Source organism: Winslowiella iniecta, assembly GCF_001267535.1.
Lineage (GTDB): Bacteria > Pseudomonadota > Gammaproteobacteria > Enterobacterales > Enterobacteriaceae > Erwinia > Erwinia iniecta.
Genome location: NZ_JRXE01000009.1, coordinates 126,485 through 151,803, shown reverse-complemented (window position 1 = coordinate 151,803; position 25,319 = coordinate 126,485). Strand labels below are relative to the sequence as shown.

The window sequence follows — 25,319 nt, the reverse complement described above, 5'->3', positions numbered from 1 at the left end:
GTATCACCTGATTTCACTTCAGACGCGGCATTCAGGTTGATGTTGTTGGTATTAATAGTGGTCATGATTTTACTTTCCCTTTAGGTGTTTTAAATGTTTGCCAGACTCTGCCCGGCAATGTTCTGTGTTGATGTGGCTATGATAAGCATCCGGGAAAAATAGAATTCCAGATCTCTGCAAAACATTCTGTTTTTAAACACCTACGTTCAAATCGTTATTGATAGTTAAATGTCAGGTAAACACCTGATGTCTTTTTTTTTGCTTATAAAGGAAGATCTCCCGGTAATTGCAGTATTAATGGGGGAAAGATGTCGGCACTCAGATTTATTATTAGCAGAAGCAGCTTGACGTTATCACTGCATGGAGAGCGCTATGTTGTACCGGCAAACAGCCTTGCAGTAACCAGCGTAAACATGCAGATTGTCAGTGACATGCTACAAACCAAGCCTACTATTCTGGATTTTTCTGCCGCCGCGTTGCAGCAGCTTTATCCGGATGTACTGGAGCTACTTGAAACTGATAAAAATAATGTTTTTAATCGCGATAACATAAAAGTTATTAAGGCGGAGAATGATGTTATAGATGTATTTTCTTCGCTTTCCCGTTTATCACCAGACAGCTTTTTATATTTTTCGTATATCTATTGCCTGAGCCTGGACAGGAACTATTTTTCGGCATTGCTGAAAAATAGCATTTCCGGCAATAAAGCTTTTTGTCATTTTATTGAAACAAACTTTATGCAGCCGTGGCCGGTGGCGCAATTAGCCGAAGAAATAGGTTTGCCGCTGCGAAAATTTAATCAGCAGTTTCAGGATGTCTACGGTAAACCGGCGAAACGCTGGTTACTGGAGCGGCGGCTGGATCATGCGAAAAGGTTGCTGGCCACCACGCCAATGCGGGTGCTGGATATCGCTCTGGAGTGTGGCTTTTCCAATCATGCGCACTTCACCGACAGTTTCCGCCGCAGTTTTTTGTGCAGCCCAAAACAATTTCGCCATCAGTCGCAGTCTGACGCTGGCAATGGCGAAATCTAAGATCAGGAATAACCGTTATGGATATTGAAGCTATTACCAACCAGCTTTCACAGCTGGTCGATAAAGCCGGTAATGAAGTGCAGTCAAAAGTCACCGCGGCTGATTTTAACGACCCGGCAAAAATGTTGCAGGCTCAGTTTGCCATTCAGCAATATTCGACTTTTGTCAGTTATGAGAGTGCGATTATGCGTGCAGTTAAAGACATGTTAGCGGGGATTATTCAGAAAATATGATGACGCTCGATCGCGAATTGCGCCAGTTGCTGGTGGAAACCAGCCTGATGGCGGTGAATCACGGATTCTTCCCTCAGGCACAGGCGGTCCGCGACGCTTTACCCTGGCTAACCGACAACCTACAGGCACGGGACATCGTTGAAGCCACTCTGCTGATTGGGCTTGGCGATAACAAAAATGCCCTTGCGCTGCTGAAAGATAATGATTCTGCCGAAGCTAACATGCTGCGGCGCCTGACTGACAGCAGCATCGATACCGCTTTGCCCGTTTGGTGTCACCCAAAATAACCTTTATCAGGAGCGATACATCATGGAAATTGACGCAATCAAACTTAACACGTTGCAAGCCACTCAGGACAAGCTGGTGACACCACCGGATGCGGCAGACGTCGACGCATTTACCCGCGCGATGTTTGGCAACATGCTGATCACCCCGGACGAAATGGCGACTGCGCAAATGCAGACGAAATCTCTTGCCGTGAAACAGGCAATAGATGGCGCGAAGCCCACCACAGAAATTATCACCAGCCCCGCTGAAATGATGGCAGTGAAATCAGCAATGTCCAAAGCCCTGCTGGAAGTGGAACTGACCGCCAAGGTCGCAGGTTCACTGGGGCAAGGCATTAACAAACTGGTGAGCATGCAATGATAGCGTCCGTGAAGCGGTATGGCTTGCTGGTGCTGCTAACGCTATGTCTAACCGGCTGTAAAGTGGAACTCTACAGCGGTCTCTCTGAAGCCGAAGCCAATCAGATGCTGGCATTGTTAATGCTGCGTGATATCGATAGTGAAAAGCAGGTGATCAAAGAAGGCAATGTGGCGATTAAGGTCGAGAAGAGCCAGTTTGTCGATGCGGTAGAAGCACTGCGTCAACACGGTTTACCCGCCCGTCGCACCGAAAGCATGAACGATCTGTTCCCTTCCGGCCAGTTGGTGATGTCGCCCGTACAGGAACAGGCAAAAATTAACTATCTGAAGGAACAACTGCTGGAAAAAATGCTGCGCGGCATGGATGGCGTGGTGAATGCCCAGGTTTCAATTGCGGAAAGCGTCAGCCATAACCGACGTGAAACGCCGGTGCCATCAGCATCCGTGTTTGTTAAGCATACGCCTGGCATCAATATGCAAAGTCGTGAGCATGAGATCAGAAGCTTGATTCAGAACGGTATTCCAAATCTGCGCGCTGAAAATATTTCAGTGGTGTTGCAGGCCACGGATTATCGCTATCAGCGTGCGCTGCCGGTTGCTGCTAAACCACCCGCCTGGTGGCTTGACCGCAAACTGTGGCTGGCGGCCACGCTGGGGCTGGTGATATCAGCCGTGGCGGCTGCCTTACTGCTGCGTCGCAGGAAAAAGGCATCATGAATGCGGTGATTTCGGCTCCGCTGCAACGTTTGCATCAGCTTAGCTGGCAAGCAGGAACATGGATGGATGAGGGCTGGTGGCAGAAATTGTCGCTGGTTCCGTGGCAGCAGTGCTATCAGCGTTATCCCGGTTCGCGTGGTCGGTTAAATCATTTAATCGCCCGTCGCTGCCGGGAAACCCTCAGCCCGCTGCCCGCCAGCCTGAGCGCGCAACAGGAGCAGTTGCTGTCACTGGAGCCACGTCTACCCCAACTGTGCACCGCGTTGGGGCTATTGGCCATCGGCTGCCCGGATTATTTACTGCTGGGTGAGTATCGCCGCCAGTTGGCGTTGAGTCTCGGGGAGCGCGGCTGCGATCAGTTAATGGTACTGGGTTCATTCACCGCTCCCCCGCTGGCCATGTTGACTGCTGAGCAGTTACCGGCACTGGCACAAACGCGGGGAATTGGCTGGTTGTGTAGTGCCGCTCAGCAATGTCCGGTGATTGAAGCGTTGCGAATGGTATTACCACCCACCGAAGCCACGACAGAAACCACGCTGGGATCGCCCATTCCCTGGTTGCTACGCATAGGACGTTTTTTATGACTTTGTTATCCATTCCTGTTACGCAAATGAGCGTAACCGCACCGGCTGGCCTGGTGATCCGCGCCAGTGAGCTGGCGGAGTTTCAGGCAGCAAACGATATTATTAGCGCCGCTCATGCTGAGGCAGAGCAGATTCAGCGTCGCGCTCAGGAGGCAGCCGAGAATCTGGAACAGTATTGCGATGAAGTACGCGAAAGGGCCAGACAGCAAGGGTTAGAACAGGCGGAAGAAGAAGCCCCCGCCTTGCGTCAACAAGCGGTCGCCAATTGCATTCAGTGGTTAATTGAAAATCATAATTTAGAACACAGTATTGTCGAGCGGCTGGAAACACGCCTGCGCGGTATCCTTGCACAGGTATTTGAAGAGTTCTACGGTCAGCAGAGCGGAGCCAGATTGCTGATGTCCCGTCTGCAAGAGCATATTGAAACGCTGCTGGGTGAAGAAGCGGGAACACTGCATGTCAATGAGACGCAATTTGATGAATTACGTCAGGCATTTGTCACCCATCCGCAGTTGCGCATTAAGCTTGATACCCAGCTGGAGCCGGGTGAAGCATTGCTGAATACGCCGCTGGTCTCTTTATATCTGAATCTCGACGAGCAATTACAATCGATACTTTCTCGTCTGGAGCAACTGAGTCAGGAAGCATCAGATGATCAACAAAATTGAAGCCCCCCACCATCGCCCGCATAATCCGGTCACCAACGTACAGCAATCGCCGCATCTGCGCCCTGACAAAGTCGCGCAAGTGATTCCCGCCCAGTCGGTGATGAGCATCGCCCACAGTGCACTGGGCAGCGATATTCTCACCCTGCAAGGGATGCCGACCGATCTTGATGCGATGCTGGAAACGCAGGAAAATATCGGCTTTGCCCTTGCCGGACGCTCCAGCAGCACCTCTGGCAGTAGCTCATCCAGCAGCGAGCGTGCCCGTCCACGCGCCATGCTCCAGCGACTGGCGCGACAAGTGGCGGTGGTTGCGCCAAATCAGTCGGAAGAGTTACGCCAGCGCATTCCGGCAATTGAACAGGTGGAGGAAGTCGACGACCTGCTTAACTCGATGCGGAAACATGAACTGGATGCCGGCGAGATGGCGCTGTTGCTGGCTACCATGCTAAATGACTCCGATCTCAGCCCAACGCGACGCCGCCGCCTTGAGATGGCGCTGGAACGGGTGATGAAAGATGATGACTGGAAGCTGCAACTGTTCGGGCTTCTGGAGTTCGGTGGCCTTGGCCCTGCGGGGCTGGCTGAACTTCGCCGCCTGTATCAGCAAGCCGCCAGCCGCCAGTCGGGCCTGGCATATTGGTTTGCTCAGTTTCGCCAGTTGCTGGATCGCCGCCGTAAGCTAAAAACCCTTATCCGCGCCCTGTCATTTGAGCTGTCCGCCGAGTTTGGCATCAGTGATATTCGACTCGGGGCGGTAATTACCGATCTGAAGCGCATTTTACAGTTTCTCACCATTGAGGATCACTGCGATAGGATGGCCAGGGCGCTGAATTCCCCAGGGGTAGATGGCGATCGTATCACTACGGAGTTACTGGAAATTATACAGCAGTCGTGGGTCTATCCCGACTGGCTAAAAGATCGCGCCACGCAGATGCTGCCTGAGGGATACAGTCAGCATGGTTATGCGCGTCGCATGGTCGATTTGGTTAAAATGCTTCCCGACGATTGTTTCGAGGATATCGAACAGCGTGAAACCGTGTTGCAGGCGTTTACTGAGTATCAGGAAAAGCTGGTTAACGAGGAAGAAGAAGAATACTGATGCCAGCGGCAATGGCGCGTTCACCATTGCCGCCAGATTTATTGCTTATTATCCGGCGTATGCACACTTCGCTTACGCAGTTGGGTTTCGGTCTGCGTTCCAATGGCTTCCCTGACGGGCGCAGTTGTCTGAGTGGCCATGGATTCCGTCACCGGCCTGTGCAACGCTTTGCCATGCAGTTTCACAAATTCATTTTGTCTCTTCTGTGCAATCAACACCTGTTTCCTGGTTGATGTCATAGCGTTATCGGTACCCCACTTGTTAACGTTTAAATCTATGGCTGGCTTGATTGTCGACATGATACGGTTAACCGTTGTCATGAAGCCGGGGGCCGTTGCGGGGATAAAGTTAGCGAGCACAGCTGGCGCGCTTGTTATGGACGTACGAACTGCCATGCCGGAGTAAGCGGCAATCTCCATGGATTTTTCGGGAGAATAACCACATTTCCCTGCTAAAAAATGAATACCACTAATGAGGGCGTCAGACCCAGAAGCTAAGGCACCACTTCGCTCCGCTGCAGGTTTCTTTCCGTCCAGCACGTCGTGGGTGATGCAGGTCAGGTCCGCGAATGAAAGTGCCGCCGCCGCCGCGTTTGCCGCGAGCACCACAGCGCCGGTCCCTGTTGCCCACGTTGTCGCAACCGATGTTGCCAGTGTCACTCCGGACGTGACTGCAGTGAATGCCTTGGCCTTAAAGGTCGCTTTATTCGCTGCCTCTTCGCAATCTTCAGTATCCGCGTCAATTCGGATACCCTGATGTTCTAAAAAATCCGGTTCAAGACCTTTTAGTGGAATTGAATTATCTATCGTTAACGTAACAGAAGTGCTGGGTGCCATGCCCATTTGGCTGGCTGGGGGGAGCTCCTGGGAATCTTGCGTGAGCTTATTAGTGATAATTTTATCTGACGGGTAATCGATCGGAAGCCTGTTTCCCGATCCCGATGTGACATTGAACATAACACTCTCCTTAATTTTTTAATTATCCATTTAATTCAGTCAGTCGATCTTCCGCCTGCCTGCGCAAATCTTCATAACGCACATCGCTATTGGCCGCGTCAAAACACAGAGAGATAGTTGCATTGAGGACTTCCCGCGCGCCCTCAACCTCACCTATCGCTTCCAGACAGTTGGCGAGATGAAAAGGCGCAAACGGATCGCTGGGCTGCATCTGTACTGCATGGCTGAAAAGCCTGAGCGCATGCACATATTCACCCTGCTGTTTCAGGGCGCAGGCATAGGCAAAAATATTGCGACGGGCAGCAGGGTCAAACTGAGCGACAAAGGCAAAAAAGTGGGTCGCAGTATCCAGATTACCCTCTTCCCACGCCTGATAGCCTCGCGCATAGAGCTCGTCCAGCTGCTGTGGTGAGATACCGCACAACGCGGCAAGTGAGGTTTTGCCTGCCAGTAGTGCCACAAGGTCAGCACTAAGCGGTTCCGTTATGGCAGAGGTATCAGGCTTTACAGGTACATTCACGATAGGTTCAGACATATGACTTTTCCCGGTATTGATTGAGCACTTCCTGTGATTACTGTTGCTTATTAGCTGCAACACTTCGTCAAAGAGTTACCCGGAATGGAGCTTTTTTCTTCTGCTTTTATCGGGAAAATATCATTTTTGCCGTGCTACAGCCGAGCGGGAGAAGGGTTTCGCATGCTGGCGCGGATTGTTGGATTAAGTCAGGAGAGCCGTTTTAGGCTTCGCTGCTGATGGCATGCAAAATGCCAGATTTTGACAAGGGCGGCGAGAACGCCGCACCTGTGACTCGATCGCGCATTACACAAAAAAAAACACCGCCATACGGCGGTGTTTTTTTTGTGCAGGATGACTATTCGCTAACGGCGTCCCGTTTCAGCCAGTCACCACTTTCGATGCGCTGCCGACCCGCAACGGAACGCTGATAGACGTACAGCCAGGCACTACCATATGGCGTCTGCAACAACTGACGCTTATATTCTCCGCCTTTTGAACGCAGGGCGTCCAGCTCGCCCAGCGTACTGGCGTCGATCCGGTAAACTTCGCAATAAACCTGGCCGGTTCCTTCCACCACGCCAGGATAATGGCCAAGACTGAATAGCTCATAGCCGTCGATCAGATGATCGCCCAGCCATTGCCCGTTAGTCATCCAGTGACTGTTACCCTGCTTGCGCCGTAAAGTGCCGTAGACAATTATTCGCATTGCTAAAACTCAAACTGATAGAGCACATCTAATGCCTGATCAATACCAGACACCGCTTCCAAATAGAGTTTGGGCATAAGGCGATAACGCAAGGTTAAGGTCGCCAGTGAATCAAATATGCCAACACCGTATTTTACCTGTAGACCCGGCAGCACATAGCCACTGACCTGCACCTGCTGGCTGTCGCCAACACCTGCAGTATCCAGTGCCAGATTGCTGACACCGAAGGTCTCGCCGATTTTACCCACAACCTGCCCACTTTGTGCAACCCCTAAACCCACCAGGGCTGAAGTTAGTGCATTACCATCGCCGTCCGTATTCAGTCCCTGACCACGTAACAAGTAGGATAACGCTTCCTGTTGCGACATCGCCGGGTCGGAGAATACCTCTGCTTTTGGCTCATCGGCAAGGCCGGTGACGCGTAGTCCGGCGGTCACGTCATCTTCCGTGGCTTCCGGGTTACGAATGGCTTCAAGGTTAACATACGGCTGATCCGGCGGCCCGGCAAACTGCAGCTCGCCTTTACGCACAATCAGATCCTGACCGTAAGCATGGAAGCGACCGGACGGAATATTGATCTGGCCATTCAGCCCCAGTCCGCGTTTGTCCTGTACCAGCTTCAGATCGCCATTCAGTCTGGCTTTCAGGCCAAAGGCATCGAGACGCACGTCATCGCCAATATGAATAATCAGGTTGCTGTTGATCGGAATCGCGGTCGATTTTGGCGCAACCGGCTGCAGATTTTGATCCAGCATCACTTCATCAGACGAGACGCCAACTGCACTTTCCGGCACTTCCTGCACGGTAATGCGCGCCCACGGGATATCGACCCGACCATCCAGATTAAACATGGATGGCGTCGCCTCGAACACCAGATCCGGTGATACATCCAACCGTACCATTGGCGGCACAGTGACGCGAACCCGATTGCCTTTCGCCGCAACGCGGGCGCGCCAGTTATCCAGCTGGCTCCAGTCAGCATCACCATTCAGGTTAATCTGTCCTTGCGAGGTCTGGACTAACCCCTCCAGCGTCGAGCTCATACCGTTAAACAGCATTGTCAGATTCGCGCTGGTGAGATCGACCGGCATAAAGTTACCGTCAACATCGACATTGCGCAGCGCCAGCTGACCAAACACCTGTGGACGTTGCAGATTGCCGCCAAGGCGCAGGCCGGCATTCAGCACACCCGCCACTTTCTCACCCTGCATCAGCGCCGGATTCAGCATCGCCAGTGACAGATCGGTAATATTGACGTTACCGGATAAGGTTCGACGCCCTTCCGGATCGGCAATTTGTACATTGCCATCCAGCTGGCCGTTATTGGCGATGCGGATTAGCCAGTCAAGCTGGGCACGACCATTGCGCAGCGCGGCATTCAGGTTAAGCGTATTAAAGGCAATCGGCAGCGTATTGCCCTGAACATCCTGCTCAAGCTTCACGCCATTACCTTTCAGTGCGACACGCCCTTGCGGCAAGGCGCCGTCAGCGGTCCAGCTGACTTCAGCATCGCCATTAAACACCCCGCTCAGCGCCGTTTCTGCTGGCATAAACGGCTTGATCATCGCCAGATCAAAACGGTTCAGCACCACGCGCGCATGGCCACTGGGACCGGCCTCGATGGTTTCCGGCACACAGAGTTGCGCATTCGGATTCTGCCAGCAGTGCGCACCAATACTGGCGGTCTGACGGCTGTTAAGATAGTCGATGGTCATTGCGCGCGACAGACGCCACTCGCCCACCGGCGTATCAAAGCGGGTATTATTCAGCGAACCTTTCCAGCGCTGCTCTTTGCGGTCGAAACTGCCACTCAGCGCCAGCTGACCGGAAACCGGCTCGCCCTGCACATTCAGTTTCAGCTGATGCTGTTTTTCATTACCGTCGGCGTTCAGCGTCAGCAGATTGATTGCCAGCGCATCCTGCTTCAGTTGTTCAACCCGTACCGCCAGCTTGCCCTGAATCTGATCGCTGGAGCGCACATCGCCGTCAACTTTCACCCGACCAATCCGCATCTGCTGCCAGCGTAAGCCGGTTGCGGTCAGATCGGCCAGCAACTGTGGCGCTTCGAGGTTGCCACGCGCTTTGATATTGCCCTTCACCACGCCGCCCAGTCCCGGCAGCGCGTTATCAAGATGCTGCGCGTCGATATCCGCATCCAGATTCAGCGTTTCACCCAGTGAGCCTTTCACATTGACGTTGTTACGGCCGAGTACCAGCTTGATGCCGGGAATATCCCACTGATTGTAGCTGTTGCCATACAGTGAACCATTGGCAGTAACCGCGTTCTGTTTCACATTACCGCGCAACGCCAGTTCCGGCACCCGCATCTGCCAGCTACCTCCATACAGACTGCCGCGAGTGGTAATTTTACCGTCCAGTTTTGCTGGCCAGTCGGGATACTGTTTCGCCGTATTAATTCCGGACAGCGTTAACTCGCTGCGCCAGCTAATCGCTTTGCTCCAGTCAACCACCGCCGTAAGATCGGTATTGCCCTGTAGCGCCGCCAGACGCAGTTTATCAAGGGTAAACTGCTCAATGGTGCCTTTACCGTCCAGCGTTACCCCGGCAGGTGGAATCGCTTCGCCCTTCACCGCGGTGCGCAGCGACATCACGTAATCAGTGGCTTTACCGCTGACTGTGAAGTTGAAATTATCAGCCTGATACTGCACCGGGCCAGTCAGTGGCCAGCGGAATTGCGGACTGGTGAGCCTCATTTCCAGCGGTAGTCCCACCTGCGCCAGCTCAGTTTGCGCATTAAGCTGCGCCTGAACCGGACCAGAGAGATTCAGCGCCAGTTTCAGCTGTTCACGCATGCCGCCGCCGAGGGTCAGTTTAATTTTCTCACCTTTCAGCGGATCGATATTCAGCGTGCTGTTCACGGTAAAATCGACCGGCCAGTTATCAGACAGCTGCGCCTGACCGCTGGCATTCAGCAGTCCTTGCGGCGAATCCACATCCAGCGTGTCGAGATGCAGCAGACGATCGGTGGTTTTCGCCTTCAGCAACAGGCGGTTAACCGCAATATCGGTGTCACCGGTCATTCGCAGCTGCTCGCCCACCACTTCCTGCACATTGATATCCAGTGGCAGACGGAAATCAGGCAGTTCCGGCAGCAGCGGTTTGGCAAACATCTCCTGCAAGGTTTCACCTAATGGCTTTTCGTCAGCCTGCGGCTGCTGGACTTTCGGCTGCACCACTTGCTCATCGGCCACTTTGGCGGCTTTGGGCAGTGCCACCAGCAGGCTCTGAATCCGGGTCGGGGTTAAGGTCATGGCGCGACCTTCCCAGTTCATCCCGGTAGAGAAATCGAGCAACGAAACCGTGGTGTCGTCAATTTTCACGTTAACGTTATGCAGCGCCAGACGACGCAAGGTCAACGGATAAGGCGTGGAGAGATCGCCCATTGCGCTCTCTTCCTGCGGCGCAGGCTCGGCCGCCGGGGCCATTTTCTTACTGTCGACCACCACATTAACGTCTTTCAGCGACAGATCGTTGACGCAAAACGCCGAGCGCTTCAGGCAACCGAGCTGCACGGCCAGGTGAAACTCTCCGGCACTGACCGTCACGCCCGGCATTTCATACTGGATACCGCTTAACGTCAGGTTACGCCAGCCACCGTCGACCTGCTTAATCTCAAGGCCCGGCACCCAACGTGAGGCACCGTTAAGCAACAGATGCAGCCCGGTGGTGGTACCCAGTAAAAACGCCACGCCGCCAAGCAACAGCAGGATAAAAATCAGAATGCCGATCAGGACCTTCTTCCAGCGACTCATAATTCAGGCCCCAGTCCAATGTAAAACTGCAATCCATGCTCCTCTTTATCACCAATCGGTCGGGCGATATCCAGTTTGATCGGCCCTACCGGTGACTGCCAGCGCACGCCGAAGCCCGCGCCAGTTTTGAAATCATCCTTTTTGATATCATTCACCGCTTCGCCGGAATCGACGAACACTGCGCCCCACCACTTGCCGGTCACGTTGTACTGGTACTCCAGCGAGCCGGTCACCAGCTTCGACGCACCGGTCAGCTTGCCTTCACTGTCGCGTGGGGAAATGCCTTTGTATTTATAACCGCGAATACTGCGGTCGCCACCGGCGAAGAAGCGCAGATCCGGCGGAACACGTTCAAAGTCATTGGTTTCGATCCAGCCGAGATTGCCACGCGCCACAAAGCGGTGCTTATCGGCCAGAGTGCGGATCCAGGCGTTTTGCGCCTGCAACACCGCAAAGTCGACATCGGAACCCCAGGTGGTGTCAGAAACATCGATCGAGTAGCGCTGCGAATCGCCCCAGGTCGGCATCAGACCGCCGCGCGAACGCGTGCGGTTAATGCTGACGCCCGGATAGAGCAGCATGGTGGTGTTAGTCACGCTACCCTGGGTAAAGTGATCGAGACTCCAGCGCAAATTAATCGCTTTCTGCCAGCCGCTGCTCAATTCCCAGAAACGGGAGACGGCCAGTGTGGTGGAATCCGCCTTGGTATCATTCAGATCGGTACGTTTCACCCCGCCCTGCAGCAGATAATATTGCTCCAGCGGACTTTTCAGCAGCGGCACCTTGTAGCTGAAATCGAGTTGCTGTTCCGGTGCCGAGATATTGGCGCTGGTGGCGAAGCTATGGCCGCGCGAGTTGACCCACGGCTTTTTCCAGGTGGCTTTAACGCGCGGGCCGACGTCAGTGGAGTAGCCGACACCGGTTTCAATGGTGTTTTCGGTACGTGGCGAGACCACGCCATTTAGTGGCAACACTTTGCTTTCACGCGCCTTTGCAAACTCAGGCGCGACCACGACGGAGTTAAACCAGCCGGTCGCGGATAAGCGGCGATTCAGTTCGGCCAGATCGCGCGAGCTGTAGTAATCGCCTTTTTTAAACGGCACCAGATTTTGCAAATACTCTTCGCGGATCTGCGAGCCTTCAAAACTAACATCGCCGAAGCGGTAACGCTGACCGCTGTCATAATCTATATCCCAGAATGCTTCGTGGCGCTCTGGCGAGACGCCCAGCTGGCTTTTGCGGAAGTCGCCATCAAAATAGCCATTACGCAGCGCGAGATTGGTGAAGTTACTTTTGAAGCTGTCGTATTTACCGTGATTTAAAATAGTGCCGTTGGCGGGTTTACCCTCGCGCACCATTTTCTGGTAATCCTCATCATTACGCGCGTCACCGCGCACAATTACCGTCGTCCCGGCGATTTTCACCGGTTCCCCCGCTTTAACCCGGGCGATCAAAACCGGACGGCCGCCCCCCGCAGGCGCGGGACGCATTTCAAAATCGATATCGGGTTCGTAGTAACCCAACGCGCGCAGCCCCTCCTGAATCGCATTCGAGACGCGTGCACGAAAGCGCCCGTCAGCCGTCACTTCATCGGTGCTGATAGTCGAAAGACGCGCTCTGACGTTTTTTTGTAAATCCCCGGTTAAACCTTCAACCTGCAAGCGGATATTCGCGGCCTGTGTTACAGGCGCGACAATCAGCAGACAGTACATGCAGTACACATGAATTCGTGGCACGCTTACTCCTGTTTCTCTTGCCAGCCCTTGTTCCAGATGGGCGAATCGTTTTTTATGAATAGCAAACCCTTGTACTGCCGGGATAAATTGAGAAAGACGTATCATTTCTTTCCGATCCCGTGCAGCTAACTATTCGCTAAAATGCAGCATAAACTCAAATTTTACGCTTTATTGTCTGAAAACTCATGACAGTACACAACAGCGGATCGCAAACCGCAACCCACAGGAGTGTAACGTGCGAATGTCATTAGACAAGGCTGAAAGTAGAGCGTAAAGCGATACGTTGATGAGGCAATAACATTATTGTCTAATTTCTCACCACACGCGTAACCACTAGCCGCCCGATATCGCCTGCTGCTATAATGCACACCGAAGATCAGACCAGTGTCTGATATAAATTCTGCCCCGACCGTACCACGTCTGTTATGGTCGTACTGGCGCAGACATTTTTGGCATGGATAGCCCTTTACTTAATGACATGTACAGGACGTACGTGGAATCCCGCGCTACACCACGCCAAAAATGACAAGAGAAACAAACCTACGGAAAATCTATGCTAGATAGCCTGCTTGTCATATTACTGTTAATCGCGATCAGCGCCTTTTTCTCCCTGTCGGAGATTTCGTTGGCTGCAGCCCGAAAAATTAAACTTAAACTGTTGGCCGATGAGGGCAACATCAACGCGCAACACGTGATGAAAATGCAGGAAACCCCTGGCATGTTCTTTACCGTGGTGCAGATTGGCCTGAATGCGGTAGCGATTCTCGGCGGTATTGTCGGTGATGCGGCTTTCTCCCCCGCTTTCCGCACGCTGTTTGAGCGGGTGGTCGCGCCGGAACTGGCGGAACAGCTCAGCTTTATCTGCTCGTTTACCCTTGTAACCAGCTTCTTTATCCTGTTTGCAGATTTAACCCCAAAACGTATCGGCATGATTGCGCCGGAAGCTATTGCGCTGCGCATTATCAATCCGATGCGCTTTTGCCTGATGGTTCTTCGTCCGCTGGTGTGGTTCTTTAACGGCATGGCAAATATGATTTTCCGCCTGTTTAAGATCCCGATGGTACGTAAGGATGACATTACTTCTGATGATATCTATGCGGTCGTGGAAGCCGGCGCGCTGGCCGGGGTGCTGCGTAAGCAGGAGCATGAACTGATTGAGAACGTGTTTGAGCTGGAATCGCGTACCGTTCCCTCTTCCATGACCTCACGCGAAAATATTGTCTGGTTTGATCTGCATGAAGACGAAAACAGTCTGAAAGAGAAAATTGCCCGCCATCCGCACTCGAAGTTTCTGGTCTGTAATCAGGATATTGACCATATCGTGGGTTATGTGGACTCGAAAGAGCTGCTGCTGCGCGTGCTGGGCAATCAAAGCATGACGCTGAGCAGCGGCGTGCAGATCCGCTCGGCATTAATCGTGCCGGATACCCTGACGTTGTCTGAAGCGCTGGAGAGTTTTAAAACCGCCGGTGAAGACTTCGCGGTGATCATGAACGAATATGCGCTGGTGGTAGGGATTATCACGCTGAATGACGTGATGACCACGCTGATGGGCGATCTGGTCGGTCAGGGCATGGAAGAGCAAATTGTTGCCCGTGACGAGAACTCCTGGCTGGTAGAAGGCGGCACGCCGATTGATGACGTGATGCGCGTGCTGGATATCGATGACTTCCCGCAGTCCGGTAATTACGAAACCATTGGTGGGTTTATGATGTATATGCTGCGCAAAATCCCGAAACGTACCGATTTCGTGAAGTTTGCCGGCTATAAATTTGAAGTGGTCGATATCGACAGCTATCGCATCGATCAGCTGCTGGTGACACGTATCGTGGAACGCCCTGTTTCTACCATCACGCTGCCAAAAGCACTTGAAACAGAAGAGTAAATCGGGCGGGGATAAAACACTAAGGGAGCCGATAATGGCTCCCCTGGGGTAGTTCAAAAACCCGTTTGCAGTGGCGGCATCATTGCCGCCGGTCTTAGTTAAACTCAGTCTGTAATCTCAGTACCTGGCGGTTAACTTCTGACATAACACTATAATGCTGCTTATCCTTGATGCGCGGGATAAGAATTTTGCCCTTATCAAATTCAAACGCACCCACATCCTTGATATACAACCGTCCTCTGAACAGCGTTTTTACATACTTTGCGACCTGCAATGGGTTGTAACGCTGGAATATTTTCATTCTGTACTAGCTCCTGAGAGTTAAATCCTTCACTACGCCTCGTCGCGGCCAAATTCGGTGCGAACTCCTGAAGCGCAAATTGCTGATAAACTATAGAACAAGATTGCTTGCCGTGTTTCCGAAAACCGAATTTTTTTACTGAACTGACATAACATTACAGAATAGTCTGTTAATTACGTCATGGTATTCAGTATAAACCTTCAGTCAGCAGGGATTTGTGCTGCATGCCGCAAAGCTGACAGTTCAATGCGACAGACGCATCATCCATGCTTATTATTGCAGAATCATGACCAAGTGGTCGGATCACCTGAAAAACGGAGTCGCCATGATAACTGTCCGCTGTTTAACCCTTACGCTGTCACTGTTACTGCCGCTTAGCGCTGCGGCGCATAATTTTGTTGAGGGGCAGCGCGTGGCCCCGGTCGGTATCGCCGATAAAGGCGAGCTTGTCTGGCAACAAGATCAGTTTAGCTATAAAAACTGGAACAGCGCCCAGCTCAGCGGCAAAGTGCGAGTGATCCAACATATTGCGGGTCGATCGTCAGCCAAAGAGAAAAATGCGGCGCTGATTGAAGCGATCAAAGCGGCTCAGTTGCCACATGATCGCTATCAGACCACCACGGTGGTCAATACCGATGATGCGATTCCCGGCACCGGCATGTTTGTCCGTAGTAGCATTGAGAGTAATAAAAAACAGTATCCGTGGTCGCAGTTTATTGTCGACAGCAAGGGGGCGGCAAAGCAGGCCTGGCAGCTGGCAAACGGCGGCTCGGCCGTTGTGGTACTGGATAAACAAGGAGCCGTGCGCTTCGCAAAAGATGGTGCGCTAACGCAGGATGAAGTGAAGCAGGTGATCGCGTTACTGCATAACTTGCTGAAATAAAGTGGGTTAACCAGCGACAAGAACGCCATCAACGCGGGAGCCGAAAACGGCTCCCCTGGAGTATTGCAATAATATCAGTTGTCAGAAAATCGACACCCGGAAACCCGGATTCAGGAATGACTCGCGCGGCGTATAGTCCAGCGTCTGTCCTTTCCAGTCATGCACATGCGCTCCAGCGGCAATAGCCACCGCATGACCTGCGCCGGTATCCCAGATATTGGTCGGCCCAAACCGGGGATAAAGCTGCGCTTTGCCTTCCGCCACCAGGCAGAACTTCAGCGAAGAACCGATGGCAGTGGTCTGGTGCTCGCCCATCTGGTTCAGATACTCTTTCAGTTCTTCATCAGAACTGGCATGCGAACGACTAATCACCACCAGTGGCGGGCGCGCATCGCGCACCTGAATCTGCTCCTGATGGCCGCCCTCTTCCTTCCACGCCTTGCCTTCCGCAGCGGAATACATCACGCCAATGGCTGGCGCATAGACCACGCCCAGCACCGGGATTCCCTTATCAATCAGGGCAATATTCACCGTAAACTCGCCGTTGCGTTTAATAAACTCTTTGGTGCCGTCGAGCGGATCGACCAGCCAGTAACGCTGCCAGTGCTGGCGCGCCTCCCAGCCTGCCGGATCTTCCTCCGACAACACCGGAACATCCGGCGTCAGTGAATTCAGTCCCTGCATAATAACTTTATGTGCTGCGATATCCGCCGCAGTAACCGGTGAATCATCAGACTTGTGAGAAACATCAAGCGGTGCCTGGCCATCGTATACCTGCATAATAGCCTCGCCCGCTTCACGCGCCAGCTGGCAGATTTGCTCTAACATTTTTCACCTCATGATTTCATTCGTTGTCGCGAACATTCTGCAAAGAGTAGCAGTTAGTCACTGTTAACTGGATAAACTCAGTGTATTCCGTGACGGATACCATGACATATTTTTTTGTGGCAGATCACAATATTGTGAGATTAAACGTAATGTTTTCAGCGTATTTTGAGATCCTTACTGAATGATGTCGGATGTATTTAACAGGAGAATGGAATGTTTAAGCCTTGCATGACGCTACTGGCGGTGATGGTAGCCACCACGGTCAATGCTGCGACGGTCGATCTGCGTATTCTGGAAACCACCGATCTGCACAGCAATATGATGGACTTCGATTACTACAAAGATACCCCCAGCGAGAAGTTCGGTCTGGTGCGCACCGCCACCCTGATCGAAGCAGCACGTAAAGAGAGTAAAAACAGCGTGCTGGTCGATAATGGCGACATTATTCAGGGCAGCCCGCTCGGCGACTATATGGCGGCGAAAGGACTGAAGCAGGGCGACATTCATCCGGTGTACAAAGCGATGAATACTCTCGATTACAGCGTCGGTAACCTGGGCAATCACGAATTCAACTATGGCCTCGACTATCTGCACAAAGCGATTAGCGGTGCACGTTTCCCCTATATCAACGCCAACGTGATTGATGTTAAGAGCGGCAAACCGCTGTTTACACCGTATCTGATTGAGCCGGTTGACGTCACTGACCGCGAAGGGAAAACCCATCAGCTTAAAATTGGCTATATCGGTTTTGTACCACCGCAAATCATGGTGTGGGATAAAGCCAACCTGCAAGGCAGAGTGACGGTGAACGATATTACTGAAACTGCGCGTAAGTGGGTGCCGGAGATGCGTAAACAGGGTGCGGATATTGTGGTGGCGATTCCGCACTCCGGTCTTTCCAGCGAGCCCTACAAAGCGTTAGCGGAAAACTCGGTTTACTACCTCAGCCAGGTGCCGGGCATTGATGCCATTATGTTTGGTCACGCCCATGCGGTCTTCCCCGGCGAAGATTTCGCCAACATTAAGGGTGCAGATATCAAGCAAGGCACGCTGAATGGGATTCCGGCAGTGATGCCGGGTATGTGGGGCGACCATCTCGGTGTGGTGGATATGGTGCTCGATAACCACGACGGCAAATGGCAGGTCAGCAGCGCCAAAGCTGAGGCGCGTCCGATCTATGATAAAACCGCGAAAAAGTCGCTGGCGGCCGAAGATCCGGCGCTGGTGAAAGTGCTGGCTGACGACCATCGCGCCACCCGCGAATTTGTCAGTAAACCGATCGGTAAATCGGCTGATGTGATGTACAGCTATCTGTCGCTGGTGCAGGACGATCCTACGGTACAGATCGTTAATAACGCGCAAATTGATTACGTGAAGCACTATATTCAGGGCGACCCCGACCTGGCGAACCTGCCGGTATTGTCTGCCGCCGCGCCGTTTAAAGCTGGCGGACGCAAAAACGACCCGGCCAGCTATGTGGAAGTGGAAAAGGGTCAGCTGACCTTCCGCAACGCGGCCGATCTCTATCTTTACCCGAATACGCTGGTGGTGATGAAAGTCAGCGGCAAGCAGGTGAAAGAGTGGCTGGAGTGTTCAGCCGGGCAGTTTAATCAGGTCGATGCCAGCAGCAGCAAACCGCAATCGCTGATTAACTGGAATTTCCGCACCTATAATTTCGATGTGATTGATGGCGTGAATTATCAGGTTGATATCACCCAACCGGCGCGCTATGACGATGAGTGTCAGCTGATTAATGCCCGTGCGTCACGCATCAAACAATTGACCTGGCAGGGCAAGCCGGTCGATCCGCAGGCAACTTTCCTCGTGGCAACCAACAACTACCGCGCGTATGGCGGCAAGTTTGCCGGTACCGGCGATCAATATGTGGCGTTTGCTTCACCGGATGAGAACCGCTCGGTGGTGGCAGCCTATATTAGCGCTCAGACTAAAGCGCAGGGAGAGGTGAAACCGCAGGCGGATAATAACTGGCGACTGGCCCCGATTAACAGCCAGCAGCCGCTGGATATTCGTTTCGAAACTTCACCGAGTGAAAAGGCGACGGGATTTATTCAGCAGCACGCGCAGTACCCGATGACGCAGAAAGGGAATGATGACATCGGTTTTGCCATCTGGAGTCTGGACCTTAGCCAGCGCTGACCGGGCGGTCAGCATTGTGGGGGAGCCGTTTTCGGCTCCCCCACAACATCTGGTGCCAGAAATACTTACAGAATCTCTAACAGCTCAACTTCGAACACCAGGGTGCTCAGAGGTGGGATCGATGCACCGGCACCGCGCTCGCCGTAAGCCAGGTTGTGCGGGATCACCAGTTCCCATTTGGAACCGACAGGCATCAGAGTCAGTGCTTCAATCCAGCCCGCGATCACGCCGCTAACCGGGAATTCTGCTGGCTCGCCACGCTGTACGGAGCTGTCGAACACGCTGCCATCGATCAGTTTACCGGTGTAATGCACGCGTACGCGATCCTGACGCGATGGAATCGCACCGTCGCCCTGCTTAAGCACTCTAAATTGCAGACCTGACTCGGTGCTGCTGACGCCTTCACGTTTCAGGTTCTCTGCGAGGAATTTCTGACCTTCAACCGCCATTTCCTGCTGACGTTCGCGACGGACTTCATCCGCACGCTCGTGAACTTCGCGCAGTGCACGATGTACAACATCAACCGGAACTGCTGGCGCATTCCCTTCCAGCGCATCGCGCAGACCTGCCAGCAATGCTTCTGGCTGCAGACCCTGCAGTCCAGATTCCAGCAACTGCTGGCCAACCTGTAAACCGATACCGTAACTTGCTTGCGCTTCGACGCTGTCAAAAGAAGGGGTTGTCATGGATTTTCCTTTTATCATGGATATAACTGAAGGCAGAGCATAACAGCGCAAGCTCTGAGGGTAAAATCCCACGTGTCAGTGGATGACTTTTGCCGCAGAAACAGAAACAATAGCCTCTCATATAATTAATAACGCCCACAGTGTCACGTATCTGGCTTGTGCTTTTCACATCAAACAGTTAGCAGGCTATAATTAAAGTCTGCCGTTTACTGATGCGTCAGTCTGGGGTTAACGAGGTTATTTACATGGGGAGAATTGCCCCGCGGCAAAGGAAACGCCTGCCGTTTTACCATCCGTTGTTGAAGATGTGGATGGCAAACCGCAAACCATTTGCGCGTGCTGCGCAACAGGAGGATGAAATGATACCTGAGGGTTCTTCATCACGCAGCCAGTCGGTGCTGAGCAAAATCTGGCATGTCACCGATAACCTGCGCTTTATGGATCCGTTACCGCCCGCCCATCGCCGTGGCATTATCCTGGCGCTGATCGTGATGTTGCTGGCATTTCTCTGGCCATCTTCACCCTCCGTAGGCCCGGCATCGCGCCCTGCGCAACAAGGCAGCGGCAATGAAGTGCCGTTACAGGCGGATATCTACAATAATGACAGCAATCAGAGTGATCCTTCATCCTCACCACCCGCAGCCGATTCGCAGGGTGAATGGCGCAGCTTTCAGATAGCGTCCGGCCAGACGCTGGCTCAGCTGTTCCGCGATAATAATTTGCCGGTTAATGACGTGTTCGCTATGGCGCAGGTGGAAGGCGACGACAAGCCGCTCAGCACGTTGCGTACCGGGCAGAATGTGAAAATTCGGGAAGATGATCAGGGCGTGGTAACAGGCTTAACGGTGGAAACCGACAATGGCCCGATTCTGTTTACTCGTCAGCCAGACGGTTCGTTTATTCGCGCCCGGTAGCATGCCTGTTCTGGCGGAGCAGCGCACAAACAAAAACGCCGGCACAAGGCCGGCGTTCTCGCATTACTGAATCAATTAAGCTTCAGCAACTACATTCACGATCAGTTTCGCGAATACTTCGCTGTGAACCTGGAAGTCCACTTCGTGCTCACCGGTGGTGCGCAGAACGCCGTTCGGCAGACGAACTTCGCTCTTAGCCACTTCAACGCCAGCTGCAGTTACAGCGTCAGCGATGTCGCGGGTACCGATGGAACCGAACAGTTTACCTTCGTCGCCTGCTTTAGACGCGAGGTTAACGGTGCCCAGTGCATTGATTTTCTCAGCGCGTGCATTAGCTGCAGACAGAACGTCAGCCAGTTTGGCTTCCAGTTCTGCACGACGTGCTTCGAAGAACTCAACGTTTTTCTTGGTAGCAGGAACAGCTTTACCCTGTGGTACCAGGAAGTTACGAGCGTAGCCCGCTTTAACGTTGACCTGATCACCCAGGCTGCCCAGGTTTGCTACTTTATCAAGCAGAATAACTTGCATTACCATATCCTCTTAAAGTCGTTATTGGACAGTTGCCGATTACTGATGACGATCAGTGTACGGCAGCAGAGACAGGTAACGCGCGCGCTTGATAGCACGAGCCAGCTGACGCTGGTATTTAGCGCGAGTACCGGTGATACGGCTCGGTACAATCTTACCGCTTTCAGTGATGTAGTTTTTCAGCGTTGCGATATCTTTATAATCGATCTCTTGAACGCCTTCCGCGGTGAAACGGCAGAACTTGCGACGACGGAAATAACGTGCCATTTGGCTAGTCTCCAGAATCTATCAATCTAATCTGCTCGGCATGTAACACAATCTTGCTGAGGCCATTGCGCCCTTGATGGCAACTAATGAAACCTTCCACAGTGAGTTGCGTGCCGACCGTTATACTTTGAGTAATGACCTGATGCGTCGTGCCACTTAAAATGATGGGCATACGACACCAGGCTTGCCGAACGAATCCGGCTTCTTCCTGCTGCGAGCGGTGCTCAAGCACAAACTGGCAGTGTGGAATACCTGACGGGCTAATTTTTCGAACCGGTGTCTTGCACACAGTGCCAGACAGGCGCAGTCGATTGGCCGTCACGGTTAATTACTCTTCAGAATCCCCAGCATCTGCATCATCAGAGGTTTCGTTAGCAAAATCTTCACGACGCTCACGGCGCTCGTCTTTCGCTTTAACCATCGGAGATGCTTCGGTAACCGCGTTTTTAACGCGCATAACCATGCTACGGATAACGGCGTCGTTGAAGCGGAAGTTAGTTTCCAGCTCATCGATCACAGACTGAGGAGCTTCAACGTTCAGCAGAACGTAGTGTGCTTTGTGCAGTTTGTTGATCGGGTAAGCCAGCTGACGACGGCCCCAGTCTTCCAGACGGTGAATCGTGCCTTCTGCACCAGTGATAGCACCAGTGTAACGCTCGATCATGCCCGGAACCTGTTCGCTTTGGTCAGGGTGAACCATAAAAACGATTTCGTAATGACGCATCGAATTTGCTCCTTACGGATTATTCAGCCTCCTGTCAGGGTCAACCGCGGCCCATGGAAGCAAGGAACGTTGTTTAAGTGCGGCTGAAAAATTGACGCGTAATCATACTGGCGTAGCCCTGGAAACTCAAGGCACCTGATGAATTAAATATTACGGGGGATTCGGGGATAATGACTGTTCATTTTCTGCACAGCAACTAAACTCAATAATGGAGGAATAAACGGCCCTGACCTTCGCGTCAGGTTTAGTACGCAGCAACGGATATGGTGGAGTCGATGATAAACAACATCGCCATTGCCACTTTACTCGGTCTCTTCCTGTCTACCACCGCCCTTGCCAGCACCAACGACTGTGCGCAGCAGATTAGAAGTCACGGTAGCAAAGCGGCAGCAAATTATGAGTATATCAACCGTATCGCCACGCCGACCGGTAACCATGAGCGCGCCAATATCTCCGCGCCACGCCAGTTATCGCAACAGCTGTGATCCACGGGTAACAGGGCCGGAGCCGTTTCCGGCCTTTTTTCTGCTTGCCGTTACAGATGATGCTTAAAGAAAGCGACAATCGCGGTTAACGCCGGCGGTGTAATACGATGGCCAATACCCTTTTCAGTCAGAAAGGTCAGATGCTGATCGAGCGAGGCTTCGCGTAGCGCCTTTTCCAGCCGCACGGTTTCCGCTGCCGGGACCACCTCATCCGCCTCGCCGTGCCACAACAGTAATGGACGATTCGCCAGTTTCTCCAGCTGATGACTGACATCATACTCGGCCAGCGGCGCTAACCGCTGCGCCAGCGCCTGCTTTTGCTCCGGCGAACGCGCCTCCAGCGGCGTGAACAGCGAATGGCTTAGCGAGCTGAAATAGCCCGAACCCATCATGCAGGCGACGCTGTTAATCTGCGGATAACGCGCCATTGCGCCCAGCGCCGTCATGCCGCCCATCGATGCTCCGGCAACGCCAAACTGACCTTCGGCAATCAAATCCTGCTGACGCAGCGCCGCCTCAAGCTGTGGCAGCTCGTCAATATTGCTGCGCAGAATTTCCCAGAAATGCGTCAGCCGATAGTCGGTATCACCGTCATAGCGCGCGCCATGCAGATCGGCATCAGGCAGTATCACGCGAAAACCGGCCTGTGCCAGCGCAACGGCAAAGTATGAATAGACCTCTTTCGACGAGGTAAAGCCGTGATAAAAAATGATGGTCGGCAGCGCCTGCTGTCGTTTACCGGCGGGAGTGGCATGCAGACACTCAATACCCGCCAGCGACTCGGTTCCAATCTCAATCATTCTGCCTCCGTGGTCTCAGTGACCGCACTTTAGGTTTGACCTGTTACGCAGTGTAAGTTCTCACAGCGGATTATGCGCGCCAAATGCCGTTAATTTATAAGCTGTTGCAGCAGGTGATGATTGCCAATTCAATAAAACACCTTTTCCACATGCTTTGTAGGGTAAAACTTAGCCTTTTTATGCCGTTGTAACTTGCTCCAATAAACCATCTATAAGGCAATACTATGAAACGTCTTTCACTCAGCAAATGGAGTTTGGGCGTAAAGCTGTCTGTACTGACGTCATTTAGCGTGGCAGTTCTGTTTTTCATTCTCACGCTGTCACTCACCCACAACGCCGCAAAACAGCTGGAAACCTTAACCCTGGATAATATGCAAAACCAGGTCGCAGGTATCGGCGATATGGCCGGAATGTTTAACGCCACCCTGAGCGAAGAAGTGGCCAATTACACCCGCCTGTTCCAGAGTTTTCTGCCGGAAAAATTTAGCCGTGACAGCTCACAGATGATTGCCATCGGCGACGAAAACACGCCGACCCTGCGTGCCGGACTGAAAACCCTGAACCTTGATGAAAGTGCGGTGGATGATTTTCTACAGCGCACCGGCGCGATTTCGACGATTTTTGTCCGGCGCGGTGACGACTACATCCGCATCGCCACCTCATTGCGCAAAGAAGATGGCTCACGCGCCATGGGTACCCGGCTGGATCGCAGCAGCCCGGCGTGGGCGCTGATTAATCAGGGAAAAACCTTCCGCGGCCTTGCCCCACTGTTTGGTAAACGCTATATCACCCAGTATCAGCCGGTGCAGGATGACAAAGGTGAAGTGATTGGCATCCTGTTTGTCGGCGTGGATATCACTCCGCAATTCAATATGATGCGTGAAAAAGTGCTGAATAAAACGCTGGGCGACAGCGGTTATTTCAGCGTGATTAACGGTGCCGCCGGCAAAGCACAGGGACAGTTCCTGTTCCACCGCAGTCTCGAAGGCAGTAAGCCAGCCTGGTCTGCCGCTGACCAGCAGCAGCTATTACAGCAACCGCAAGGCACGCTGGAAATCCACGACCAGCACGGCGAAAGTCAGATTATTGCCTGGCAACAACGGCCCGGCTGGGACTGGATTATCGTCGGCGAAGTCAGTCAAGCCAGTCTGCTGGCGCCAATTAACGCCACACGCAATACCTTCCTGCTGATTGGTCTGGCGCTGGTGATGGTGTTCGCGTTGAGCTTCGTCTGGATTACCCGTCGCTGGTTAAGCCAGCCGCTGCAACAGGTGATTGCCCTGGCGCAGCATTACGCCGCAGGCAACTTGCAGGCGACGCTGGCCACGCAACGCCAGGATGAAGTCGGCCAGCTGATTAGCGCGATTAACGGCATTGGTGACGGCCTGGAGCGCATTGTCTCGCAGGTACGCCACGCCGCCGAAGAGATCAGCCTCGGGACGGATGCTATCGCCGCCAGCAGCGGAAATATCAGCGAGCAGATTTCACGTCAGGCCAGCAGCGTGGAAGAGACTTCCGCCAGCATGGAGCAGCTGGGTGCGACGGTGGAACAGAACGCCGATAACGTGTCGCAAGCGCTGACGCTGGTCGCTGAAGCGGCCAATGCGGTACACCACGGTGGTGATACGGTGACCCGTTCAGTCAATACCATGTCAGCGATTAAGGTCTCGTCACAGAGCATTGCCGACATCACTCATGTAATTGAATCCATTGCCTTCCAGACCAATATTCTGGCGCTGAACGCGGCGGTTGAAGCGGCGCGTGCCGGTGAGCACGGGAAGGGTTTTGCGGTGGTGGCAGCCGAAGTGCGGGCGCTGGCGCAGCGTAGTGCGCAGGCCGCGAAAGAGATCGATGGCCTGATTGAGGATTCGATCAGCAAGGTAACGGAAGGTCATAAGCTGTCGGAACAGACGCGTGAAGCGATGGAGAATATCGTCACCCGCATTGAGCAGGTCAAAGCGCTGATGGGTGAAATCGATGTGGCATCCCATGAGCAATCGGCCGGTATCGGCCAGGTGAATATCGCCATGTCGCAGATTGGTCAGGCGACGCATCATAATACCGAAATGGTGGCGCAGTCGGAGCAGACCGCCAGCGAGCTGAGTCAGAAAGGGCATCACCTCAATCATTTAGTCAGCGTATTTACACTTAAAGGGTAAATCTTGCGCGGGAATGGCATAAACTTAATGCC

The 25,319-nt window shown here is 53.0% G+C and carries 27 protein-coding genes; 14 read left to right on the top strand and 13 right to left on the bottom strand.

Annotation, left to right across the window (positions count from 1 at the left end):
• Positions 1–344 precede the first annotated feature (344 nt).
• The 8 genes from NG42_RS08400 to sctW are packed head-to-tail and all read left to right on the top strand — an operon-like array spanning position 345 to position 4,982.
• A complete protein-coding gene (locus NG42_RS08400) occupies positions 345–1,034 on the top strand; it encodes a helix-turn-helix domain-containing protein (protein ID WP_162231023.1) in 690 nt (229 codons plus the stop codon).
• A gap of 17 nt (positions 1,035–1,051) precedes the next feature.
• Positions 1,052–1,267 carry a type III secretion system needle filament subunit SctF gene (gene sctF / locus NG42_RS08395; protein WP_052898860.1) on the top strand — a complete coding sequence of 72 codons (216 nt, stop codon included), beginning with the start codon at positions 1,052–1,054 and terminating at the stop codon, positions 1,265–1,267.
• Entirely contained in the window at positions 1,264–1,554 is a 291-nt protein-coding gene (locus tag NG42_RS08390) for an EscG/YscG/SsaH family type III secretion system needle protein co-chaperone (RefSeq protein WP_082203850.1), read from the top strand. The genes sctF and NG42_RS08390 overlap by 4 nt, the downstream gene beginning before the upstream one ends.
• Positions 1,555–1,576: 22 nt before the next feature.
• A complete protein-coding gene (sctI, locus tag NG42_RS08385) occupies positions 1,577–1,915 on the top strand; it encodes a type III secretion system inner rod subunit SctI (protein WP_052898859.1) in 339 nt (112 codons plus the stop codon).
• Positions 1,912–2,631: a type III secretion system inner membrane ring lipoprotein SctJ gene (gene sctJ / locus NG42_RS08380; RefSeq protein WP_052898858.1), complete on the top strand. Its 720-nt coding sequence runs from the start codon at positions 1,912–1,914 to the stop codon at positions 2,629–2,631. Before sctI ends, sctJ begins: the two co-directional genes overlap by 4 nt.
• Entirely contained in the window at positions 2,628–3,215 is a 588-nt protein-coding gene (locus NG42_RS08375; protein ID WP_052898857.1) for a type III secretion system domain-containing protein, read from the top strand. Before sctJ ends, NG42_RS08375 begins: the two co-directional genes overlap by 4 nt.
• The gene (gene sctL / locus NG42_RS08370) at positions 3,212–3,883 is read left to right on the top strand and encodes a type III secretion system stator protein SctL (RefSeq protein WP_052898856.1); all 672 of its coding nucleotides are present in this window, start codon (positions 3,212–3,214) and stop codon (positions 3,881–3,883) included. The genes NG42_RS08375 and sctL overlap by 4 nt, the downstream gene beginning before the upstream one ends.
• Positions 3,867–4,982, top strand: a complete 1,116-nt coding sequence (gene sctW / locus NG42_RS08365; RefSeq protein WP_052898855.1) for a type III secretion system gatekeeper subunit SctW — start codon at positions 3,867–3,869, stop codon at positions 4,980–4,982. The genes sctL and sctW overlap by 17 nt, the downstream gene beginning before the upstream one ends.
• 38 nt (positions 4,983–5,020) lie before the next feature.
• Here sctW and NG42_RS08360 read toward each other — a convergent pair whose 3' ends face one another.
• The 5 genes from NG42_RS08360 to tamA form a co-directional block, all read right to left on the bottom strand.
• Entirely contained in the window at positions 5,021–5,938 is a 918-nt protein-coding gene (locus NG42_RS08360) for a hypothetical protein (protein ID WP_052898854.1), read from the bottom strand.
• Between the two features lie 22 nt (positions 5,939–5,960).
• Positions 5,961–6,473 carry a tetratricopeptide repeat protein gene (locus tag NG42_RS08355; RefSeq protein WP_072133239.1) on the bottom strand — a complete coding sequence of 171 codons (513 nt, stop codon included), beginning with the start codon at positions 6,471–6,473 and terminating at the stop codon, positions 5,961–5,963.
• A gap of 337 nt (positions 6,474–6,810) precedes the next feature.
• Positions 6,811–7,161: a gamma-glutamylcyclotransferase family protein gene (locus tag NG42_RS08350; RefSeq protein ID WP_052898853.1), complete on the bottom strand. Its 351-nt coding sequence runs from the start codon at positions 7,159–7,161 to the stop codon at positions 6,811–6,813.
• Between the two features lie 2 nt (positions 7,162–7,163).
• A complete protein-coding gene (gene tamB / locus NG42_RS08345; protein ID WP_052898852.1) occupies positions 7,164–10,934 on the bottom strand; it encodes an autotransporter assembly complex protein TamB in 3,771 nt (1,256 codons plus the stop codon).
• Positions 10,931–12,646, bottom strand: coding sequence for an autotransporter assembly complex protein TamA (gene tamA, locus NG42_RS08340; protein ID WP_173581493.1), 1,716 nt, complete (start codon positions 12,644–12,646; stop codon positions 10,931–10,933). The genes tamB and tamA overlap by 4 nt, the downstream gene beginning before the upstream one ends.
• Positions 12,647–13,223: 577 nt before the next feature.
• Here tamA and paeA point away from each other — a divergent pair.
• Positions 13,224–14,555 (top strand): polyamine export protein PaeA, encoded by a 1,332-nt coding sequence (gene paeA / locus NG42_RS08335; RefSeq protein WP_052898850.1) that lies wholly within the window; start codon positions 13,224–13,226, stop codon positions 14,553–14,555.
• 94 nt (positions 14,556–14,649) lie between these two features.
• On the opposite strand, the gene NG42_RS08330 is transcribed toward paeA, so the two are convergent.
• Positions 14,650–14,856: a DUF1107 domain-containing protein gene (locus tag NG42_RS08330; protein WP_052898849.1), complete on the bottom strand. Its 207-nt coding sequence runs from the start codon at positions 14,854–14,856 to the stop codon at positions 14,650–14,652.
• 325 nt (positions 14,857–15,181) lie between these two features.
• Between NG42_RS08330 and NG42_RS08325 the strand changes: the two genes are divergently transcribed.
• Positions 15,182–15,739: a YtfJ family protein gene (locus tag NG42_RS08325; RefSeq protein WP_162231022.1), complete on the top strand. Its 558-nt coding sequence runs from the start codon at positions 15,182–15,184 to the stop codon at positions 15,737–15,739.
• 81 nt (positions 15,740–15,820) lie between these two features.
• On the opposite strand, the gene cysQ is transcribed toward NG42_RS08325, so the two are convergent.
• A complete protein-coding gene (cysQ, locus tag NG42_RS08320) occupies positions 15,821–16,567 on the bottom strand; it encodes a 3'(2'),5'-bisphosphate nucleotidase CysQ (protein WP_052898848.1) in 747 nt (248 codons plus the stop codon).
• Positions 16,568–16,780: 213 nt separating this feature from the next.
• On the opposite strand from cysQ, the gene NG42_RS08315 reads away from it, so the two are divergent.
• The gene (locus NG42_RS08315; RefSeq protein ID WP_052898847.1) at positions 16,781–18,724 is read left to right on the top strand and encodes a bifunctional 2',3'-cyclic-nucleotide 2'-phosphodiesterase/3'-nucleotidase; all 1,944 of its coding nucleotides are present in this window, start codon (positions 16,781–16,783) and stop codon (positions 18,722–18,724) included.
• Between the two features lie 65 nt (positions 18,725–18,789).
• Here the strand turns inward: NG42_RS08315 and fklB are convergent, their stop codons facing one another.
• Positions 18,790–19,410 (bottom strand): BamJ family beta-barrel-assembly machinery protein, encoded by a 621-nt coding sequence (gene fklB, locus NG42_RS08310; protein ID WP_052898846.1) that lies wholly within the window; start codon positions 19,408–19,410, stop codon positions 18,790–18,792.
• 245 nt (positions 19,411–19,655) lie between these two features.
• Between fklB and NG42_RS08305 the strand changes: the two genes are divergently transcribed.
• On the top strand, positions 19,656–20,324 hold the full coding sequence (locus NG42_RS08305) for an OapA family protein (RefSeq protein ID WP_082203851.1): 669 nt from the start codon (positions 19,656–19,658) through the stop codon (positions 20,322–20,324).
• 75 nt (positions 20,325–20,399) lie between these two features.
• On the opposite strand, the gene rplI is transcribed toward NG42_RS08305, so the two are convergent.
• From rplI to rpsF, 4 genes are read right to left on the bottom strand one after another with little or no spacing between them, the layout of a single operon-like run.
• On the bottom strand, positions 20,400–20,852 hold the full coding sequence (gene rplI / locus NG42_RS08300) for a 50S ribosomal protein L9 (protein WP_052898845.1): 453 nt from the start codon (positions 20,850–20,852) through the stop codon (positions 20,400–20,402).
• Positions 20,853–20,891: 39 nt separating this feature from the next.
• Positions 20,892–21,119 (bottom strand): 30S ribosomal protein S18, encoded by a 228-nt coding sequence (rpsR, locus tag NG42_RS08295; RefSeq protein WP_000135199.1) that lies wholly within the window; start codon positions 21,117–21,119, stop codon positions 20,892–20,894.
• 4 nt (positions 21,120–21,123) lie between these two features.
• Complete coding sequence (gene priB / locus NG42_RS08290) at positions 21,124–21,441, bottom strand: primosomal replication protein N (protein ID WP_052898844.1); 318 nt, start codon at positions 21,439–21,441, stop codon at positions 21,124–21,126.
• A gap of 6 nt (positions 21,442–21,447) precedes the next feature.
• The gene (gene rpsF, locus NG42_RS08285) at positions 21,448–21,843 is read right to left on the bottom strand and encodes a 30S ribosomal protein S6 (RefSeq protein WP_052898843.1); all 396 of its coding nucleotides are present in this window, start codon (positions 21,841–21,843) and stop codon (positions 21,448–21,450) included.
• Between the two features lie 275 nt (positions 21,844–22,118).
• On the opposite strand from rpsF, the gene NG42_RS08280 reads away from it, so the two are divergent.
• On the top strand, positions 22,119–22,328 hold the full coding sequence (locus NG42_RS08280; RefSeq protein ID WP_052898868.1) for a hypothetical protein: 210 nt from the start codon (positions 22,119–22,121) through the stop codon (positions 22,326–22,328).
• Between the two features lie 50 nt (positions 22,329–22,378).
• Here the strand turns inward: NG42_RS08280 and yjfP are convergent, their stop codons facing one another.
• Positions 22,379–23,128 carry an esterase gene (gene yjfP / locus NG42_RS08275; protein ID WP_052898842.1) on the bottom strand — a complete coding sequence of 250 codons (750 nt, stop codon included), beginning with the start codon at positions 23,126–23,128 and terminating at the stop codon, positions 22,379–22,381.
• Between the two features lie 224 nt (positions 23,129–23,352).
• Here yjfP and NG42_RS08270 point away from each other — a divergent pair, with 224 nt between their 5' ends.
• Complete coding sequence (locus NG42_RS08270) at positions 23,353–25,287, top strand: methyl-accepting chemotaxis protein (RefSeq protein ID WP_052898841.1); 1,935 nt, start codon at positions 23,353–23,355, stop codon at positions 25,285–25,287.
• Positions 25,288–25,319 lie beyond the last annotated feature (32 nt).

Bases quoted from the DNA above. Each gene is read 5' to 3' on its own strand.
- NG42_RS08315 (WP_052898847.1), top strand. From the start codon at position 16,781: ATGTTTAAGCCTTGCATGACGCTACTGGCGGTGATGGTAGCCACCACG.
- NG42_RS08360 (WP_052898854.1), bottom strand. From the start codon at position 5,938: ATGTTCAATGTCACATCGGGATCGGGAAACAGGCTTCCGATCGATTAC.
- NG42_RS08350 (WP_052898853.1), bottom strand. From the start codon at position 7,161: ATGCGAATAATTGTCTACGGCACTTTACGGCGCAAGCAGGGTAACAGT.
- fklB (WP_052898846.1), bottom strand. From the start codon at position 19,410: ATGACAACCCCTTCTTTTGACAGCGTCGAAGCGCAAGCAAGTTACGGT.
- rplI (WP_052898845.1), bottom strand. From the start codon at position 20,852: ATGCAAGTTATTCTGCTTGATAAAGTAGCAAACCTGGGCAGCCTGGGT.
- NG42_RS08330 (WP_052898849.1), bottom strand. From the start codon at position 14,856: ATGAAAATATTCCAGCGTTACAACCCATTGCAGGTCGCAAAGTATGTA.
- NG42_RS08305 (WP_082203851.1), top strand. From the start codon at position 19,656: ATGGGGAGAATTGCCCCGCGGCAAAGGAAACGCCTGCCGTTTTACCAT.
- sctJ (WP_052898858.1), top strand. From the start codon at position 1,912: ATGATAGCGTCCGTGAAGCGGTATGGCTTGCTGGTGCTGCTAACGCTA.
- NG42_RS08375 (WP_052898857.1), top strand. From the start codon at position 2,628: ATGAATGCGGTGATTTCGGCTCCGCTGCAACGTTTGCATCAGCTTAGC.
- cysQ (WP_052898848.1), bottom strand. From the start codon at position 16,567: ATGTTAGAGCAAATCTGCCAGCTGGCGCGTGAAGCGGGCGAGGCTATT.
- paeA (WP_052898850.1), top strand. From the start codon at position 13,224: ATGCTAGATAGCCTGCTTGTCATATTACTGTTAATCGCGATCAGCGCC.
- tamB (WP_052898852.1), bottom strand. From the start codon at position 10,934: ATGAGTCGCTGGAAGAAGGTCCTGATCGGCATTCTGATTTTTATCCTG.
- sctW (WP_052898855.1), top strand. From the start codon at position 3,867: ATGATCAACAAAATTGAAGCCCCCCACCATCGCCCGCATAATCCGGTC.
- tamA (WP_173581493.1), bottom strand. From the start codon at position 12,646: ATGTACTGTCTGCTGATTGTCGCGCCTGTAACACAGGCCGCGAATATC.
- rpsF (WP_052898843.1), bottom strand. From the start codon at position 21,843: ATGCGTCATTACGAAATCGTTTTTATGGTTCACCCTGACCAAAGCGAA.
- NG42_RS08355 (WP_072133239.1), bottom strand. From the start codon at position 6,473: ATGTCTGAACCTATCGTGAATGTACCTGTAAAGCCTGATACCTCTGCC.
- sctI (WP_052898859.1), top strand. From the start codon at position 1,577: ATGGAAATTGACGCAATCAAACTTAACACGTTGCAAGCCACTCAGGAC.
- NG42_RS08280 (WP_052898868.1), top strand. From the start codon at position 22,119: ATGATAAACAACATCGCCATTGCCACTTTACTCGGTCTCTTCCTGTCT.
- yjfP (WP_052898842.1), bottom strand. From the start codon at position 23,128: ATGATTGAGATTGGAACCGAGTCGCTGGCGGGTATTGAGTGTCTGCAT.
- NG42_RS08390 (WP_082203850.1), top strand. From the start codon at position 1,264: ATGATGACGCTCGATCGCGAATTGCGCCAGTTGCTGGTGGAAACCAGC.
- NG42_RS08270 (WP_052898841.1), top strand. From the start codon at position 23,353: ATGAAACGTCTTTCACTCAGCAAATGGAGTTTGGGCGTAAAGCTGTCT.
- sctL (WP_052898856.1), top strand. From the start codon at position 3,212: ATGACTTTGTTATCCATTCCTGTTACGCAAATGAGCGTAACCGCACCG.
- sctF (WP_052898860.1), top strand. From the start codon at position 1,052: ATGGATATTGAAGCTATTACCAACCAGCTTTCACAGCTGGTCGATAAA.
- rpsR (WP_000135199.1), bottom strand. From the start codon at position 21,119: ATGGCACGTTATTTCCGTCGTCGCAAGTTCTGCCGTTTCACCGCGGAA.
- NG42_RS08325 (WP_162231022.1), top strand. From the start codon at position 15,182: ATGATAACTGTCCGCTGTTTAACCCTTACGCTGTCACTGTTACTGCCG.